Origin of the sequence: Candidatus Methylolitoribacter marinus (genome assembly GCF_051853155.1) — a bacterium.
Classification (GTDB): domain Bacteria; phylum Pseudomonadota; class Gammaproteobacteria; order Burkholderiales; family Methylophilaceae; genus BACL14.
This window is the reverse complement of record NZ_CP124221.1, coordinates 1258923-1275830: the sequence shown is the minus strand read 5'-3', so window position 1 is coordinate 1275830 and position 16908 is coordinate 1258923. Positions and strand designations below refer to the sequence as shown.

The following is a 16908-nucleotide window of genomic DNA, read 5'->3' as shown; positions in this document are numbered from 1 at the left end:
ATGCAATTATCAACCTCAGAAATTAGTGAACTGATTAAAAGTCGGATCAAAGATTTCAAATCTTCCTCAGAGGCCCGTACTCAGGGTACCGTTGTATCAGTTACAGACGGTATTGTGCGAATACATGGTTTATCAAATGTTATGTCTGGAGAAATGATTGAGTTCCCTGGCAATACTTACGGCATGGCTCTTAACCTGGAAAGAGACTCTGTAGGTGCTGTTGTGCTTGGTGATTACGAACACATTTCTGAAGGTGATACGTGTAAATGTACGGGTAAGATTTTAGAGGTTCCTGTTGGCCCTGAATTGGTTGGTCGTGTTGTTGATGCTTTGGGTAACCCATTAGATGGCAAAGGTCCAATCAAATCAAAATTAACAGACAAAATTGAAAAAGTTGCTCCTGGTGTTATTGCTAGAAAGTCTGTTTCTCAACCAGTTCAAACTGGACTTAAATCTGTTGACTCTATGGTTCCGATTGGTCGAGGTCAGAGAGAATTAATTATTGGCGACAGACAAACTGGTAAAACAGCCGTAGCTGTGGATGCGATTATCAACCAAAGAGGTCAAAACATGACCTGTATTTATGTTGCAATCGGTCAAAAAGCTTCAACCATTGCTAACGTGGTTAGAAAACTTGAAGAAACCGGTGCGATGGAATACACCACTGTTGTTGTTGCATCAGCATCTGATTCAGCTGCACTGCAATTTTTGGCTCCATACGCTGGTTGTACCATGGGTGAATATTTTAGAGATCGTGGAGAAGACGCATTAATAATTTATGATGACTTGAGTAAACAAGCTGTTGCTTATCGTCAAATCTCATTACTTTTAAGAAGACCTCCAGGTCGTGAAGCATATCCTGGTGACGTGTTCTATATTCATTCACGTTTATTAGAAAGAGCTGCTCGAGTAAATGAAGAATATGTTGAAAATTTTACTAAGGGTAAAGTGAAAGGCAAAACGGGTTCATTAACTGCGCTTCCTGTTATTGAAACTGCGGCTGGTGACGTGTCAGCTTTCGTTCCAACAAACGTTATTTCTATTACAGATGGTCAGATCTTCTTAGAATCTGATTTGTTTAATGCGGGTATTCGACCAGCTATTAACGCTGGTATCTCAGTGTCTCGAGTTGGTGGCGCTGCCCAGACCAAGGTAATTAAAAAGCTTGGTGGTGGTGTGCGATTAGCTTTGGCTCAATACCGTGAATTGGCAGCATTCGCTCAGTTTGCATCTGATCTTGATGAAGCTACAAGAAAACAGTTAGATCGAGGAAGAATGTTTACCGAATTAATGAAACAAGCACAGTACAGTCCTTTAAGTGTTTCTAAAATGGCAGTAACTTTATATGCCGCCAATAATGGCTATTTTGACGATGTGCCAGTAGAGAAAATTCTTACATGTGAATCAGACTTGCATGGCTTTATAGCTTCTAAACACAAAAAGGTAATGGAAAGTATTGAGAAAAATCTTGACCTATCTGAAAAAGATGAAAAAGATTTAGTTAAAGCTATTGAAGATTTTAAATCTTCTAGCAAATATTAATATTTGGAAAATTTATGGCTGGTAGTAAAGAAATACGAACAAAAATTAAGAGTGTAGAAAATACCAAAAAAATCACTAAGGCGATGGAAATGGTAGCTGCATCAAAAATGCGTAAAGCTCAGGATCGTATGGCTGCTGCAAGACCTTATGCAGAAAAAATTAGAAATGTAGCAGCACATCTTTCTTATGCTCAATCTGAATCTAAACATCCTTTTTTAGTTTCAAGAGATAAAGTGAAGAATGTTGGTCTTATTGTTGTTACATCAGACAAAGGCTTGTGTGGTGGTCTAAACACTAACGTTTTAAGAACATCGTTAAACCAAATCAAAAGCTGGGAAAAGGAAGGAAAAAAAGTCCAAATCGCAGCAATTGGGACTAAAGGCTTTAGCTTCATGAATCGTATCGGCGCAGATGTGAAGTCGAATATAACAGGTCTTGGCGATACGCCACATTTGAACGATTTAATCGGCAGTATTAAGGTGATGTTGGATTCATATATTAATGGTGAAATTGATCAACTTTATATCTGTTTTACAAAATTCATTAATACCATGAAGCAAGAGCCAATCATGGATCAAATCTTACCACTGAATGGTGACAAAATTGGTGCACCTGAAGGCCCATGGGATTATATTTATGAACCTACTGCTGATGCTGTTATAGAGGAGCTATTGAAGAGATATATCGAATCAATGATCTATCATGCAGTTGCAGAGAATATGGCATCAGAGCAATCAGCACGTATGGTTGCAATGAAAGCTGCCTCAGATAACGCAGTTAATGTGATTGATGAACTGACGCTTGTTTATAACAAAGCACGTCAGGCAGCAATTACGAAAGAGATATCAGAAATCGTGGGTGGAGCAGCCGCAGTTTCTTAATTTTTTAATTTTTTTGAGATGAGTAAGGAAAAAAAATGAGTGCCAAACAAATCGGAAAAGTAGTTCAGTGTATCGGAGCTGTTGTTGATGTTGAATTTCCAAGAGATTCAATGCCAAAAGTTTTTGATGCTTTAAAGATTGATAGCAAAGATGCAAATGCTAAAACAGCTGAAGAAGGTTTAACCCTAGAGGTTCAACAACAGCTTGGTGATGGCATTGTACGAGCAATTGCGATGGGTTCAACAGATGGGTTAGCTAGAGGCACTCAATTTACTTCAACTGGCGCACCAATTCAAGTACCTGTTGGCGAAGGCACATTGGGTCGTATCATGGATGTACTGGGAAGACCAATCGATGAGGTTGGTAAAATTGATTCAAAAGAGCATCGTTCTATTCATCAAAAAGCTCCAGAATTTAGTGAGCTATCCCCATCTGTTGAATTATTAGAAACAGGAATTAAAGTTATTGACTTGATTTGTCCGTTTGCTAAAGGCGGTAAGGTTGGTTTATTTGGTGGTGCTGGTGTTGGTAAAACAGTGAATATGTTGGAATTGATTAATAACATTGCAAAACAACATTCTGGTCTATCAGTTTTCGCTGGTGTTGGTGAAAGAACGCGTGAAGGTAACGACTTCTATCATGAAATGTCTGATGCTGGTGTTATTAAGCTAGATAATATGAAAGAGTCTAAAGTAGCTATGGTGTTTGGCCAGATGAATGAGCCTCCAGGTAACCGTTTAAGAGTTGCACTTTCTGGATTAACAATGGCGGAAAAATTCCGTGATGAAGGACGTGACGTTCTGTTCTTTGTTGACAATATTTATCGTTATACTCTTGCTGGTACTGAGGTTTCAGCTCTACTAGGCCGTATGCCTTCAGCGGTTGGATATCAACCAACGCTAGCAGATGAAATGGGTCGACTTCAAGAGAGAATTACATCCACAAAAACTGGATCTATTACATCAATTCAAGCGGTCTATGTGCCTGCAGATGACTTAACTGACCCATCTCCAGCAACAACCTTCCAGCATTTGGATTCTACTGTTGTGTTATCTCGTGATATTGCATCTCTAGGTATTTATCCAGCTGTTGATCCACTTGATTCAACATCAAGACAACTAGATCCACAAGTCGTTGGTGAAGATCATTATCAAGTGGCTCGTAAAGTTCAAGCAACGCTTCAAAAATATAAAGAATTAAGAGATATTATTGCAATTCTTGGTATGGATGAATTATCACCTGATGATAAATTAGCTGTGAACAGAGCTCGTAAAATTCAAAGATTCTTATCACAACCATTCCATGTGGCAGAAGTCTTTACCGGCTCTCCAGGTAAGTATGTTTCACTAAAAGAAACAATTACAGGGTTTAAAGCGATTGTTGATGGTGAATATGACGACTTGCCTGAACAGGCATTTTACATGGTTGGAAGTATCGATGAAGCCGTTGCGAAAGCAAAAAAACTTTAATTAATTTTTAGGTTATAACTTATGAGTAAAGTTTTAGTAGATGTAGTAAGTGCAGAAGAGTCTCTCTTTTCAGGCGAGGCTGAATTTGTTGTTGCTCCATCAGCCATGGGTGAAGTAGGTATATATCCTAATCACGCTCCAATGATTACAACTCTCAAGCCGGGTTCTGTTCGTATTAAATTATCAGGTAAAAATGATGAGGAGTTAGTTTACGTTTCAGGTGGCATCCTGGAAGTTCAGCCAGGTTCAGTTACAGTGTTATCAGATACTGCTGTAAGAGGATCAGATCTTGATGAAGCAAAAGCGAATCAAGCGAAAAAGCAAGCTGAAGATGCATTAACAAAACAAAAAGGTGATATTGATTACGCAAAAGCACAAGCTGAGTTAGCTGAGGCGGTTGCTCAGATACAAGCTATACAGCGTTTACGAAAAAAGAAATAAAAATTCTTAATATAATAAAGCAGCTTTTGGCTGCTTTTTTTGTTTATACTCATCATAATTATGAATTTAGATATTGTAATATTAGCAGCTGGTAAAGGGACTCGTATGCAGTCCTCTAAACCAAAAGTGATGCAAGAATTTATTGGCCAACCTTTTTTAGAAAGGGTCGTTAATACAGCCAGAGAATTGAATCCGAACAAGATCATCCCGATCATTGGTTATAAAGCTGATGAAATAAAAAATTATTTTTTGAATGAAAAACTTGATTTCGTTATTCAACAAGAACAGCTCGGGACAGGTCATGCTGTAATTCAAGCGATTAAAGAAATCACAAGTCAATTTACTTTAATTTTGTATGGCGACGTACCATTAATAAATAAAGAACTTCTTCTTAAGCTTACGGATGCTTCAAAAAAAACAGGAATAGGACTTGTAACTTTTGATAAAAACAACCCCGTTGGTTTTGGGAGAATTGTCCGGGATGAAAACAAACAAAAAATAATAAAAATTGTCGAGGAAAAAGACTGCAACAACGAGCAAAAAAATATCACTGAAATCAATACAGGCATAATGTGTGTAGAGTCAAATCATTTAAAAAAATGGTTAACAAAGTTAGACAACAATAATGCACAAAAAGAATATTATTTAACTGATATCATAGAGTTTGCTAATAAGGATAATGTTGATATTGTTGGCATAAAGGCGGATACCGAAACAAGTATTCAGGGCATCAATTCAATGGAAGAGCTTATTCTACTTGAGAGAATGTATATGCAAGAAAAAGCTGCGCAGTTAATTAAGCAAGGCGTTAAAATTATTGACCCAAATCGGATAGATATCAGAGGGTCATTAACATGCGAGGAAAATGTCACCATAGATGTTGGCTGTATTTTTGAGGGCAATGTGTCTATAAAGAAAAATTCAAAAATCGGACCATATAACATTATTAAAGCATCAGAAATTGGTGAAAATACAAGCCTCAATGCATTTAATCATATTGATGATGCACTAATCGGTGATAATTGTACTATCGGTCCCTATGCAAGAATCAGACCTGAAACAACATTAAAAAATAACATTAATATTGGTAACTTTGTTGAGCTTAAAAAATCTAATATTGATGACCATTCTAAAATAAATCATCTATCGTATGTTGGCGATACTCAAATAGGAAAAGATGTAAATATTGGCGCTGGCACAATTACCTGTAATTATGATGGTGCCAATAAGCACCAAACGATAATTGAGGATAATGTCTTTATTGGGTCAGATACACAATTAATTGCTCCGGTCATAATCAAAAAAGGTGCAACGATTGGCGCTGGTTCTACAATCACAGAAGATGCTCCAGAAAATAAACTTACCCTCTCAAGAGTTGAGCAAAAAAATATTGATAACTGGATAAGGCCCAAGAAAAAATAATTATGTGTGGAATTGTTGGCGGAGTTGCTATAAACAAAAATATTGTTCCAATATTAGTAGATGGTTTAGAAAAATTAGAATATCGAGGTTATGATTCTGCTGGCATCGCTGTAATCAATAAGGGTCGTATTAAAAGAGTTCGATCAGTTGGACGAGTTGCAACCATTCAACAGAAAGTCAATCAACAAAAAATAAGTGGATCAATTGGCATAGGCCATACCCGCTGGGCGACCCATGGTGGAGTGAATGAAAAAAATGCTCACCCTCATATCTCAAATGATGAGATCGTGGTAGTTCACAATGGCATTATTGAAAATCATGCAAAGCTATGTAAATTTTTAAAAGACAAAGGGTATAAATTCAATTCTGAAACAGACACAGAAGTCATTGCTCACCTAATTCATTTTTTTAAAAAAGGAAAGTCTTCTTTATTTGATGCTGTTATAAAAACATGCAGCAAATTAGAAGGAGCTTATGCAGTTGCTATAACGGATAAAGTCTCAGAAGAAATAATAGTAGCAAGAAATGGCTGCCCCTTAATTATTGGGATAGCAGATGGAGAGAATTATATTGCATCCGATATATCTGCACTCTTATCCGTTACTAATCAAGTAATTTATTTAGAAGACGGTGATGTTGGAATATTGAACATGAATGGGTACCAACTCTTTAATCAAAATAAAAAGAAAATTAATCGTAAGATTCATTCCAGTGAACTAAAAAATAATCAGATGGAACTTGGACCGTATAGTCATTTTATGCAAAAAGAAATTTATGAACAACCAGTTGCTGTTGCTGATACGATTGAATCAATTATTGATGATGAAATTATTAGTCCAAAATTAATTGGTGGAAAAAAATTTGATGCCAGTAGATTTGATTCTGTTCTTATTTTAGCTGCGGGAACAAGTTTCTATGCAGGGCTAACGGCAAAATATTGGTTTGAAAATATTGCAGGAATTCCTGTTAATGTTGAAATAGCAAGTGAATATCGATACCGAGAAGTTGTGACGCCAAAAAAACAACTTGTTATTACAATTTCACAGTCTGGTGAAACCTTAGATACATTTGAAGCATTAAAACAAGCGAAAAAAAATGGCAATAGCAAATCTTTAGCTATTTGTAATGTTCAAGAAAGTACTATCGCAAGGCAATCTGATCATGTACTTTATACTCGAGCTGGGGTTGAGGTTGGGGTTGCATCAACAAAAGCTTTTACAACTCAATTAGTGAGTCTTTTTGTGTTGGCAGTTCTTTTTGGAAGACAGAATAAAAAAATTTCTAAATCGAAAGAATTAGAATTTATCAATGAGTTAAGAAAATTATCTGGACATATTCAAACAGCGCTGAATCTTGAGCCACAGATTAAGGCATGGGCAAAAAAATTTGCAAAAAAAGATAACGCCCTTTTCTTAGGTAGGGGTATTCACTATCCTATAGCACTTGAAGGCGCCTTAAAGTTAAAAGAGATTTCTTATATTCATGCGGAAGCATACCCTGCTGGTGAATTAAAACATGGCCCCTTAGCACTGGTTGATAAAAACTTGCCTGTAGTTGTCATAGCACCAAATGACAGATTACTTGGAAAAGTTAAATCTAATATGCAAGAAGTAAAAGCTAGAGGCGGTGAATTGTTTGTTTTTGCTGATGCTGATAGTACCTTTGATGCTGAGGAAGGGCTATCTGTGATTAGAACTCATCGTCATATTGGAATTCTGTCTCCAATTGTTCATACCATCCCGGTCCAATTGTTAGCCTATCATGTAGCATTGGTTAAAAAAACGGATGTAGACAAGCCAAGAAATTTAGCTAAATCTGTAACAGTTGAATAACTATGAGATTAATATTTTTGATTTTTAATACAGGAACTCTTTAATATAAATAATCAATATATAGTTGTCAACCTATTTTTTTCCACAAAATATTGTATTTTTCCCTAAAAAGAGTAAGGTTTTATTATGTTTAAAGTGAAGAGAGTTTAAACGTAATTTCTATAGTTATTACTACATAAGGAGAAGTAATAGATGGATATTTTAAAAACAGTAAGAACTTGGGCAGCATCCCTTGCTGAGACAGTAATCAGTCTCTTGGCACTTGGTATCGTTTTGCAAATTCTCATGGGTGGTGCAGCAATTCCATTCTTTGGCGAACCAAGGATTATTGAAACTGTAACAGGGCACATTAATTCACTAGGTGGTGAAGGCATTGTGGGTCTTGTAGCCATCTGGGTGCTTTATTCTATTTGGAAAGCACGTAAATAGAAGCGTTTAAATCATTATTTAAAAACCCTTGGAAACAAGGGTTTTTTTTTGAACCTTTAAAAACTCTTAAAGTCCATATAGCGTATCAGGTTATTCTGGTACTTAGGTCTATAAATTTAAGTAAATACATGGGGAGAGGTATTGGTTTAAGTTTATGGGTTTTTGTGTTTTTTGTGAGATGAAGATAGTCTCAAAGAACCAATTCATTTAAATGGAGAATCTCTATGGAAGTAGGCGGATATAATTTAGTCTATAACTCACTGTCTTTCGCAATTGCAACATTTGGTGCGGCAACAGTATTCTTTTTTGCTCAGCGTTCTCAAGTCGCTCCAGCATACAAAACGGCACTATCCCTATCAGGGTTAGTTTGTTTAATCGCTTTTTATCATTATCTAAGAATGTTTGAAAGCTTCAATGATGCTTACACACTAGTTAATGGTTCTGTTGAAGCAACAGGTGCTCAATTCAATGATGCTTATCGTTATGTGGATTGGTTACTAACTGTACCTCTATTACTCTTAGAGCTAGTCTTAGTGATGAGACTCTCAAAAGAGGAAACATATTCTAAAGGTACAAAATTAGCTTTAGCTGCTGCAGTGATGGTCATCTTAGGTTACCCAGGTGAAGTAATTACTGATCCTTCAATGTACGGTGATCGTTGGATGTGGTGGGTATTAGCAATGATTCCATTTGTATATATCGTATGGGATCTTGTTAATGGTCTTGGTGCATCAATCAGCAAACAGCCAAAAGCAGTTCAAGGACTTGTAAGTAAAGCAAGAACTTTAACTATTTTGTCATGGTGCTTCTACCCAATCGTGTTTGTTTTCCCAATGATTGGTTTACAAGCAGATCCAGGCGCTGTTAACCCTGCAATTCAAGTAGGTTATACAGTTGCCGACGTGGTTGCAAAAGCACTGTTTGGTGTAATGATTTATATGATTGCTCAGCGTAAGTCTGATGCAGGTGCATAATAGATCAATATTACATCTAGAAACTTGAGATAAGAAACGCGCCTCTTTAAAAGGCGCGTTTTTTTTAATATGAAAATAATTATCAGCAGTCATTTTGATGAATTTTTTATGCCACCTGAGGCGACAGCTGATTTACATCTTGTAAAAAAAGAAATTCAAAAATCCTTACAAGATAAGAAAATTATCTTAAACGAATGGCTTAAATATCAAAACCGATCTAAAGGGAAATTTATTCGTGCACAACTTGCTCTTGCATCAGGAGAGTTATTAAATTTACCAAAAAATACGGTTATTAAATGGTCTGTTGCATGTGAATTGATTCATACAGCATCTTTAATTCATGATGATATTTGTGATCAAGATGAAAAAAGAAGAGGTTTGACGACCATATGGAAAAAGTATGGTGTGCCAGCTGCCATATGTCTTGGTGACTTTATTATAGCTCAAGCTTTTCAAAAACTATCGGAAATAGAAACAGGTTGGCACCAAAATATTTTATTAAACTCATTATCATTGAGTATGAAACAAATAATCATTGGACAAGTGTCAGATGTTGGCGTGGATATAAAAAAAATAAGTATGAAAGATTATGAAAACATTGCCTATGAAAAAACAGGGCCTCTATTGATGACACCATTAGATGGAATGTTTCGATGTAAAGAATTGTCTGAATCAGAACTAACCGGGCTTAATAAATTAATGTACAGCATTGGTCTGGCGTATCAGATGATTAATGATTATATAAACATAAAAAGTAAAAAAACTGATATATCTTTAAATCATTTAAATTTCATAAGTATCCTAATGAAGGAAAAAAATCAAAAAAATAATGATAAACATTCTATTGAATTATCATTAAAGGATGCGAATGATCGAATAATAAAGAAATTAAATGAGATTGATAAATTCATTCATCAAGTCCCCATCGTTCTTCAACCAATATTTATTAGTATCGCCAACCAAATGAAAGAATCATTATGAAAACAACAGTCATTGGCTCAGGTTTTGGAGGAATAGCAGCTGCATTAAGGTTGCGAGCAATGGGTCATGACGTAACGTTATTAGAAAAATTAGATGCCGTTGGAGGAAGGGCACAACAATTTAAAAGAGCAAAATACATTCATGATGCTGGGCCGACAGTAATCACAGCCCCAAATTTGTTTTACGAACTTTTTGAATTATTTAATGAAAATCTAGAAGATTATCTTGAATTTAAACCATTAGATCCATGGTATCGCTTTTATTTTGTAAATGGATTTGAATTTGATTATGTACCTAATCGTGAACAAATGCTTGATCAGATACAACGTATCAACCCAAAAGATGTAGATGGCTACAATCGAATGTTAAAAAAAGCAGAAGAAATATTTGAAATAGGTTACCTAGAACTGGCTGATAAACCATTTCATAGATTATCCACAATGCTCAAACATGCCCCAGATATTCTGAGGTTAAAGGGGTATCAGTCAGTGTATAAGTTTGTGTCGAGTTACCTAAATGATCAAAATTTACGTAATGTTTTTTCCATTCAGCCTTTACTGGTAGGGGGGAATCCATTTCAAACATCGTCAATCTATGCACTAATTCATGCATTGGAACAAAAATGGGGGATTTATTTTGCCATGGGAGGCATGGCAAAAGTTGTGGAAGAGTTAAAGAATTTAATGATAAGGCAAGGCATCACCATTAAAACAAATCATGAGGTGGAAAGGCTAGAGGTGAATGGAAAAAATATATCCAGAATTCATATAAAAGACCAAGCCAGCATTAATACTGATCTAGTCGTATCTAACTCTGACCCAATAACAGTAAATTCTATTTTCTTAAGAGAAGAAAATAAATCAATCCAAAATAAATTTTTGAACAAGTTTGCAAAACACTCTATGGGGTTATTTGTATTATTCTTTGGAACAAAGGTAACTTATCCAAAGATTGCACATCATACAATATGGATGGGACCAAGGTATAAAGAATTATTAGATGATATTTTTAACAAGCAAGTATTAGCAGAAGACTTCTCAATCTATTTACATAGACCAACAGCCACCGATCAAAGTTTTGCTCCTAAAAATCATGATAGTTTCTATGCCTTAGTTCCAGTACCAAACTTGCAAGCAGATATATCATGGAATGAAATAAAAGATGAATATGCTAATAAGGTGGTCAAGGCATTGGCTAAAACAATTATGCCTGATTTAGAAAAACATATTGATGATCTATTTGTCATGACGCCAAATGACTTTAAGGAGTCTTATATGACACCGCATGGTTCGGGGTTTTCAATTGCACCAATTCTTACACAATCAGCATGGTTTAGAACTCATAATAAAGATGATTATTATAAAAACTTATTCTATGTTGGTGCTGGAACACATCCTGGAGCAGGTGTTCCTGGCGTATTAAATTCTGCCAAAGTTATTGAAAGAATATTAAATGAACGTTAGCAGAAAAATAATTAAAAAACATGGTAAGTCATTTTATTGGGCTTCAAGATTTCTTGGTAAAGACTATATTGATCCTATATATTCAATCTACGAAATGTGTAGAAGATTAGATGATATTGTAGATGATCAAAGTAAAGAAGCTGCAATTAAAGAAATAGATGTATTAAAAAAAGATCTTACAAAAAAAAATTTACAAAATAAGTTTGATTCTTTAAAAAGATTAAATGATGATCAATTCCCTCAAATCAAATACTTTGAAGAATTCATTTTAGGACAAGAGAGTGATATTGACTTTAGACAACCAAAATCAATCAATGAACTATTAAGATATTGTTACCGGGTCGCTGGTGTCGTTGGATTGATGGTATGTGACGCAGTTAATATTAAAGATGAAAATCTTAAATTTTTTGCAATTGACTTAGGCATCGCAATGCAGCTTGTTAACATCGTTCGCGATATTCAGGAGGATGCTCTTAGAGGAAGAGTATATATTCCTGAAAATTTAATTGGAGCAGTATCAGCTGGCGATGTTCTAACAAAACCTGATGTGACTGCAAAGGTAGAACAAGAGAAATTTAGAATTTTAAATATTGCTGACAAATATTTTAATAGTGCTAATTATGCAATAAAATTTTTACCTAAAGATCTTTCAATGGCATTCGGATTAGCATCAAGTTTATATCAAGGCATTGGAAAAAAAATAATTAAAAAGAAACAACCCTTCACGAATGGGAGGGTATATTTGAATGGTGCTGAAAAGTTATTACATACATTAAAATTTTTACTCAAAAGTAAAAAAAATAAAAATTATCAGCCTATTCATAATAATATGCTTCATCTTCCAATTAAGAATTCACCGAGTACCAATAATTAATATGTATGACTTAATCATTATTGGGCGTGGGCTATCAAGCTTATTATTTTTAAAACAATATTTACTCACACATTCTGAATTAAAAATATTAATAATTGAAAAAAGCAAAAGTGTTGAAAACAGATATATAAGCAGTTGGCAGGGTCCAGGAATTCTTGATCTTAAAAAAGAGTATGGTATTGATCCTGATAAAGTATATAAAAAAATCTCAATCAGTAATGAAGAGATTTTGATTAAAAAAAATATTGCACCATATAGTTACAACACTTATGACTATAAACATACAATTGAAACAATTTTTAATAGTATAAAAGATAAGGTGGAAATTATTTATGATGAGGTTATTTCTATTAAAGAAAAATATAACGAAGTAAACGTCAAGACAAAAAAACATACGTTTATAAGTCAGTATTTAATGTCTAGTACTTCCTTAAATAAACAATCAGCAAATAACAAAAAAATGTTATATCAATATTTTATCGGTACTAAAATTAAGATAAACAATAACCACACACATGATACTTGCCAATTAATGCATTTTTTGCACTCCAATAATGAAGTGTTGTTTAACTATAATTTACCTTTTGATCAGAAAACTATACTAATTGAAACCACGGCATTTGGAAAAAAAGTACATTTTGAAAACCTTGAAAAGATTCATAAGAGATCATTAGCAACATTTAATGTTGCTAAAATGATTAAAAAAGAAAAAGGGGTCATTCCCATGTCGGTGAATCACAAATTCCAGAGAACTGCTCGTATTATAAATATCGGAATTCATGGAGGCTTTGCAAGACCCTCTTCTGGCTATATGCTGCTAAGAGCAGCGCAGTGGTCTAAGATCAATAAAGATAAAAATCTAAAAGACCTAGTTTTCAAAGAAAAAATAATTATTAATTTTTTAGATAAAATATTTTTGAAAGCTTGTTACTATTATCCGGATAAAGCTAATTCTATATTTGTAAAATTATTTAACTCAAATGATATTGCATCAGTGATAAGATTTCTAGCAGATATTCCAAAATTATATGACATTGTCAAAATATTAATTAATACTCCTAAGAAAATAATGATTAATGCACTTATTAAATAAAATAAATATTCATCATCTCCTTTTTGTAATCTTAGGAATACTTTTAATTGGCTTTTATCCAGATCAAAGTCCTGATGAGGTTTATTATTTAGGTATTCATCCCTTAATTTTGCTAATTTTCATTGCCATAACAACCATTGGCTTGGGACATGGCGCGCTCGATGGAAAAATAGTGTGGGAACTCAGTATTAAAAAAAAATCTCGATATCAAATATATTTAATTTATCTAATCATTGTTTTAGTTTCAATTTTGATTTGGATAGCCTTTCCAACTATAGGATTATTTATTTTATTTTTGATGTCTATATATCACTTCGGTGATAGCGATCTTAAAAAGTATTCATTAAATAAATTACAGAAAATAACATGGGGTTTCCTTGTCACAATGATCCCAATTTTTTTCCATGCCGAAACCGTCAATTTAATTTTTTTTAATTTAGCTGAATATCAAATGAATAAAATAATAATTACTTGTATACAAATATTATTTATTGTTTGTCTTATAGGATGGTTTAGAGTTGCTTATAAAAAGACGCTGTGGAGTGAGACGTCAGTATTATTTATGTTGCTGATATCTGGGTACTTTTTAGATCCACTATTTTGGTTTGGTTATTATTTTTGTTTTTATCATGGTATGAGAGCATTAATGAATCATCACTTTCAGCTAAAAAAAGATCTAATTTGGATGATAATTTTTACAGTCCCAGTTTTGATTGTATGGCTGATATGTAATGAATTTATTCAGGTTTCTTTTATCGGATTATTATTTCCATCATTATTTGCATTAACTGTTGCCCATATGCAGTTGGATAATATTATCAAGTTAGTTCATGTTCGTTAAAAAATAGTTAAGGATGTATGTAACTAGACATATCCCTAAAGTCACTAAAAATAAGGACAGATAAAAATTCACACCTAACTTCAGTAATACTGATAAAAGATATAAAAAGGGCAATACCGGTAGGATATAAAGTACAGTTTCGTGAGTTAATTTTGCAATGTGTAAATTATCTTTATTTTGTTGATAAATCAAAGCAAAAGAAACAAATAGGACAATAGGCATGGCTAAGAGCATGGCTGCGAGGGTAGTGCTTTTTTTGCTGAGTTCAGATGCAATTAAAATGATTGCGACAGCGATAGTTGTTTTTATAAAAAATATCATAAATTATAGATAAATAAATATAAGAAAGATTCAATAAATGAAACAAATACTAATAATAGGAGGTTCTGGAGCAATAGGGTCAGCCTTGGTTAATGAGTATGATAAAAATGATGTCCACATGACTATTGCAGCCAGAAAAAAACAAAATTTAAGCCCACATATTAACCAAATTACCTATGATTATGATCAAAATAATGAGATTAAATTAAATGCAGAAACTAAATTTGATCTAATTATTTTTGCTACAGGACATTTGCATAATGAGGACTACAAACCTGAAAAAAGCTTAAAGGATATTGATAAAAGCGCTTTTCAATTCTCGTATCATATTAATTGTGTTGCACCGCTGATATTACTTAGACAGCTGAGTAATAATCTCATGGATCATACAAAAATAGTTTTTTTATCAGCTCGTGTTGGTAGTATTTCTGAAAATGAATTGGGAGGTTGGTATGCCTACAGGATGAGTAAAGCTGCACTCAATATGATGATTAAAAATTTATCAATTGAGTTAAGAAGAAAGTATAAAAATATAATAGTTTGTGGGATGCATCCTGGAACAGTTGATAGTAAATTATCTAAACCCTATTCAGGATTTGTTAAGCATGAAATATTTGCTCCATCAAAGTCTGCACTAATGCTAAAAAAAGTGATTAATGAATTAAGTCTTAAGCACTCAGGAAAGATTTATGATTATGCTTTTCAGGAGATAGCTTATTAGTTAACGATTGGCTAAATATATGATAATAATTAGCAATAGAATTAGGATTATAAATATTACTATCTCGATCCAAAAAAAATTTATTTGCATTTAAATTTTCCTGAGGCAATTTCACTAGATTGGATTTTTTTTGGTTTACTTACTGTTGATTTTATTTGGTGATCAAAACTCAGGTCTCTGCTTTCATTATCATAAATAATTTCCATAAAGTATTGTGTGTGGGCAGTTGATTCATGCCGTGTGCCTGTATTAGGGTCATGTTCTCCCATTTCTGATAAATAAGTAGCCTTTTTTAAACATACTATTTTTGATGATTGTTGCTCACATGGGTAATTCATCTCATTATTGATTCTTAGTTTGTTTTCAATATCAAAATTAATTGTTTTGTACTTTTTATCGAATGAAACATTTAATAAGACATTTGAAAGATCTTGTTGGTCATGAATTTGTTCATTAATTTCGTATCGTTGAGAAACTTGACCAATACACTCTAAAGCAAATGAATGATGACAGATCATTAGAGAGACAAAAAAAAGGTATTTCACTTTTTAACCAGGTAGTAATGAATTAGGAAATATAATCCAAAAACAAGTGAGACAAAAAGAATAGCCTCTAGGTCGCCAATCAATTTAATAATAAAATTATTTGAACAAAATAAATTGAACACCTCACATGCTGATAATGACTTCACCCATACCCCTCCTTTAATATACTTATACAAACTAAAACCAATATAAATAAGAAACGTGATCACAGCTGTAAGGAAGGTTGAGCCTAAAATGATGGCATCAAAGCGTGTAAATTTTGTATCTTTTTGCATATCCATTATTATAACGTCATGAAACATAATTTTTGGTCCAGACTTGGTGGAATTGTTGTACTTATTTCACTCGGCATATGCTTTTGGTTAGGTTTTAAAGAGCAAAAATGGTTATGGGTAATTGCGTTATTGCCCTCCTACCTTGTCGGTTTTTATCTATATCGAATTATCAATAGCAATGATCTGAAAGCCGAGTTTGTTCGTAAGATATTTTTTATAATTATTGCTTCAATCATATCTTTATCAATTGTTTACTATATCGGTTTATTTTTTAATATAATCATAAATATATGAGACCACCAATCCTATCAAAATACCCTGTCGATGAAATCGTTGCTGATCTGAAAAGATCAAAATTATCAGAAAAGTGGATCGTTCGTTTTATCCCACAAATTTTGAGTAAAGATAAACTCAATGCAAATGCAATTTCTTTAACAAAAAGAGTGAGTTTATTAAAAACTGAACCGATTACTAAAGAAGAATTAGATAGATTAAAAAAATATTTTAAAGAATTAAAGCGGGATGATTTAGTTATCATCCGACAAGAGGACAGTAGGCAGCAGCGAGTATTAATATTTTGTGCTCATGATGATGCTCCTGAAACAATTGATGGATTAGAAAGACATATATATCGTGTTATTCCTAATGCTAAATTAAAATTTGGTGCTTCTGATATCAATCGAGATCGGTGCCAAATTGTTAAAAGAAGATCATGGAAAACGGAAAAAGATCGTCCAACCGGCGTATACGCAATAACAGACCTCTCCGGTTCGGATTAATATTTATATTCATCCTTAATCCCCA

The 16908-nt window shown here is 33.6% G+C and carries 19 protein-coding genes; 16 read left to right on the top strand and 3 right to left on the bottom strand.

What is annotated here, in order from left to right:
- The 13 genes from atpA (at window position 1) to QFA95_RS06860 (ending at window position 14242) form a co-directional block, all read left to right on the top strand.
- Window positions 1–1542 (top strand): F0F1 ATP synthase subunit alpha, encoded by a 1542-nt coding sequence (gene atpA / locus QFA95_RS06920; protein WP_486462787.1) that lies wholly within the window; start codon window positions 1–3, stop codon window positions 1540–1542.
- A gap of 14 nt (window positions 1543–1556) precedes the next feature.
- Window positions 1557–2423, top strand: a complete 867-nt coding sequence (atpG, locus tag QFA95_RS06915; RefSeq protein WP_486462786.1) for a F0F1 ATP synthase subunit gamma — start codon at window positions 1557–1559, stop codon at window positions 2421–2423.
- A gap of 35 nt (window positions 2424–2458) precedes the next feature.
- Complete coding sequence (gene atpD / locus QFA95_RS06910) at window positions 2459–3892, top strand: F0F1 ATP synthase subunit beta (RefSeq protein WP_486462785.1); 1434 nt, start codon at window positions 2459–2461, stop codon at window positions 3890–3892.
- Between the two features lie 21 nt (window positions 3893–3913).
- Window positions 3914–4333, top strand: coding sequence for a F0F1 ATP synthase subunit epsilon (locus QFA95_RS06905; RefSeq protein ID WP_009851964.1), 420 nt, complete (start codon window positions 3914–3916; stop codon window positions 4331–4333).
- Between the two features lie 60 nt (window positions 4334–4393).
- Complete coding sequence (glmU, locus tag QFA95_RS06900; RefSeq protein ID WP_486462784.1) at window positions 4394–5755, top strand: bifunctional UDP-N-acetylglucosamine diphosphorylase/glucosamine-1-phosphate N-acetyltransferase GlmU; 1362 nt, start codon at window positions 4394–4396, stop codon at window positions 5753–5755.
- 2 nt (window positions 5756–5757) lie between these two features.
- Window positions 5758–7587, top strand: a complete 1830-nt coding sequence (gene glmS / locus QFA95_RS06895) for a glutamine--fructose-6-phosphate transaminase (isomerizing) (RefSeq protein ID WP_486462783.1) — start codon at window positions 5758–5760, stop codon at window positions 7585–7587.
- 192 nt (window positions 7588–7779) lie between these two features.
- Complete coding sequence (locus QFA95_RS06890; protein WP_486462782.1) at window positions 7780–8016, top strand: hypothetical protein; 237 nt, start codon at window positions 7780–7782, stop codon at window positions 8014–8016.
- Window positions 8017–8240: 224 nt separating this feature from the next.
- Window positions 8241–8990, top strand: a complete 750-nt coding sequence (locus QFA95_RS06885) for a bacteriorhodopsin-like (RefSeq protein ID WP_486462781.1) — start codon at window positions 8241–8243, stop codon at window positions 8988–8990.
- Between the two features lie 69 nt (window positions 8991–9059).
- A complete protein-coding gene (locus QFA95_RS06880; RefSeq protein WP_486462780.1) occupies window positions 9060–9971 on the top strand; it encodes a polyprenyl synthetase family protein in 912 nt (303 codons plus the stop codon).
- Window positions 9968–11434 (top strand): phytoene desaturase family protein, encoded by a 1467-nt coding sequence (gene crtI, locus QFA95_RS06875; protein WP_486462779.1) that lies wholly within the window; start codon window positions 9968–9970, stop codon window positions 11432–11434. Before QFA95_RS06880 ends, crtI begins: the two co-directional genes overlap by 4 nt.
- On the top strand, window positions 11424–12308 hold the full coding sequence (locus QFA95_RS06870; protein WP_486462778.1) for a phytoene/squalene synthase family protein: 885 nt from the start codon (window positions 11424–11426) through the stop codon (window positions 12306–12308). The genes crtI and QFA95_RS06870 overlap by 11 nt, the downstream gene beginning before the upstream one ends.
- Before the next feature lies 1 nt (window position 12309).
- Window positions 12310–13401, top strand: a complete 1092-nt coding sequence (locus QFA95_RS06865) for a lycopene cyclase family protein (RefSeq protein ID WP_486462777.1) — start codon at window positions 12310–12312, stop codon at window positions 13399–13401.
- Window positions 13385–14242 carry a Brp/Blh family beta-carotene 15,15'-dioxygenase gene (locus QFA95_RS06860; protein ID WP_486462776.1) on the top strand — a complete coding sequence of 286 codons (858 nt, stop codon included), beginning with the start codon at window positions 13385–13387 and terminating at the stop codon, window positions 14240–14242. Before QFA95_RS06865 ends, QFA95_RS06860 begins: the two co-directional genes overlap by 17 nt.
- On the opposite strand, the gene QFA95_RS06855 is transcribed toward QFA95_RS06860, so the two are convergent.
- Window positions 14225–14563, bottom strand: coding sequence for a hypothetical protein (locus QFA95_RS06855; protein ID WP_486462775.1), 339 nt, complete (start codon window positions 14561–14563; stop codon window positions 14225–14227). The genes QFA95_RS06860 and QFA95_RS06855 overlap by 18 nt on opposite strands.
- 37 nt (window positions 14564–14600) lie before the next feature.
- On the opposite strand from QFA95_RS06855, the gene QFA95_RS06850 reads away from it, so the two are divergent.
- Window positions 14601–15284, top strand: a complete 684-nt coding sequence (locus QFA95_RS06850; RefSeq protein WP_486462774.1) for an SDR family NAD(P)-dependent oxidoreductase — start codon at window positions 14601–14603, stop codon at window positions 15282–15284.
- 80 nt (window positions 15285–15364) lie between these two features.
- Here the strand turns inward: QFA95_RS06850 and QFA95_RS06845 are convergent, their stop codons facing one another.
- Window positions 15365–15829, bottom strand: coding sequence for a hypothetical protein (locus QFA95_RS06845; protein ID WP_486462773.1), 465 nt, complete (start codon window positions 15827–15829; stop codon window positions 15365–15367).
- Window positions 15826–16104 carry a hypothetical protein gene (locus QFA95_RS06840; protein WP_486462772.1) on the bottom strand — a complete coding sequence of 93 codons (279 nt, stop codon included), beginning with the start codon at window positions 16102–16104 and terminating at the stop codon, window positions 15826–15828. Before QFA95_RS06840 ends, QFA95_RS06845 begins: the two co-directional genes overlap by 4 nt.
- Before the next feature lie 18 nt (window positions 16105–16122).
- Here QFA95_RS06840 and QFA95_RS06835 point away from each other — a divergent pair, with 18 nt between their 5' ends.
- Both QFA95_RS06835 and QFA95_RS06830 read left to right on the top strand, forming a co-directional pair.
- Window positions 16123–16398: a hypothetical protein gene (locus QFA95_RS06835; protein WP_486462771.1), complete on the top strand. Its 276-nt coding sequence runs from the start codon at window positions 16123–16125 to the stop codon at window positions 16396–16398.
- Entirely contained in the window at window positions 16395–16883 is a 489-nt protein-coding gene (locus QFA95_RS06830; protein WP_486462770.1) for a hypothetical protein, read from the top strand. Before QFA95_RS06835 ends, QFA95_RS06830 begins: the two co-directional genes overlap by 4 nt.
- The last annotated feature ends 25 nt before the right edge of the window (window positions 16884–16908 follow it).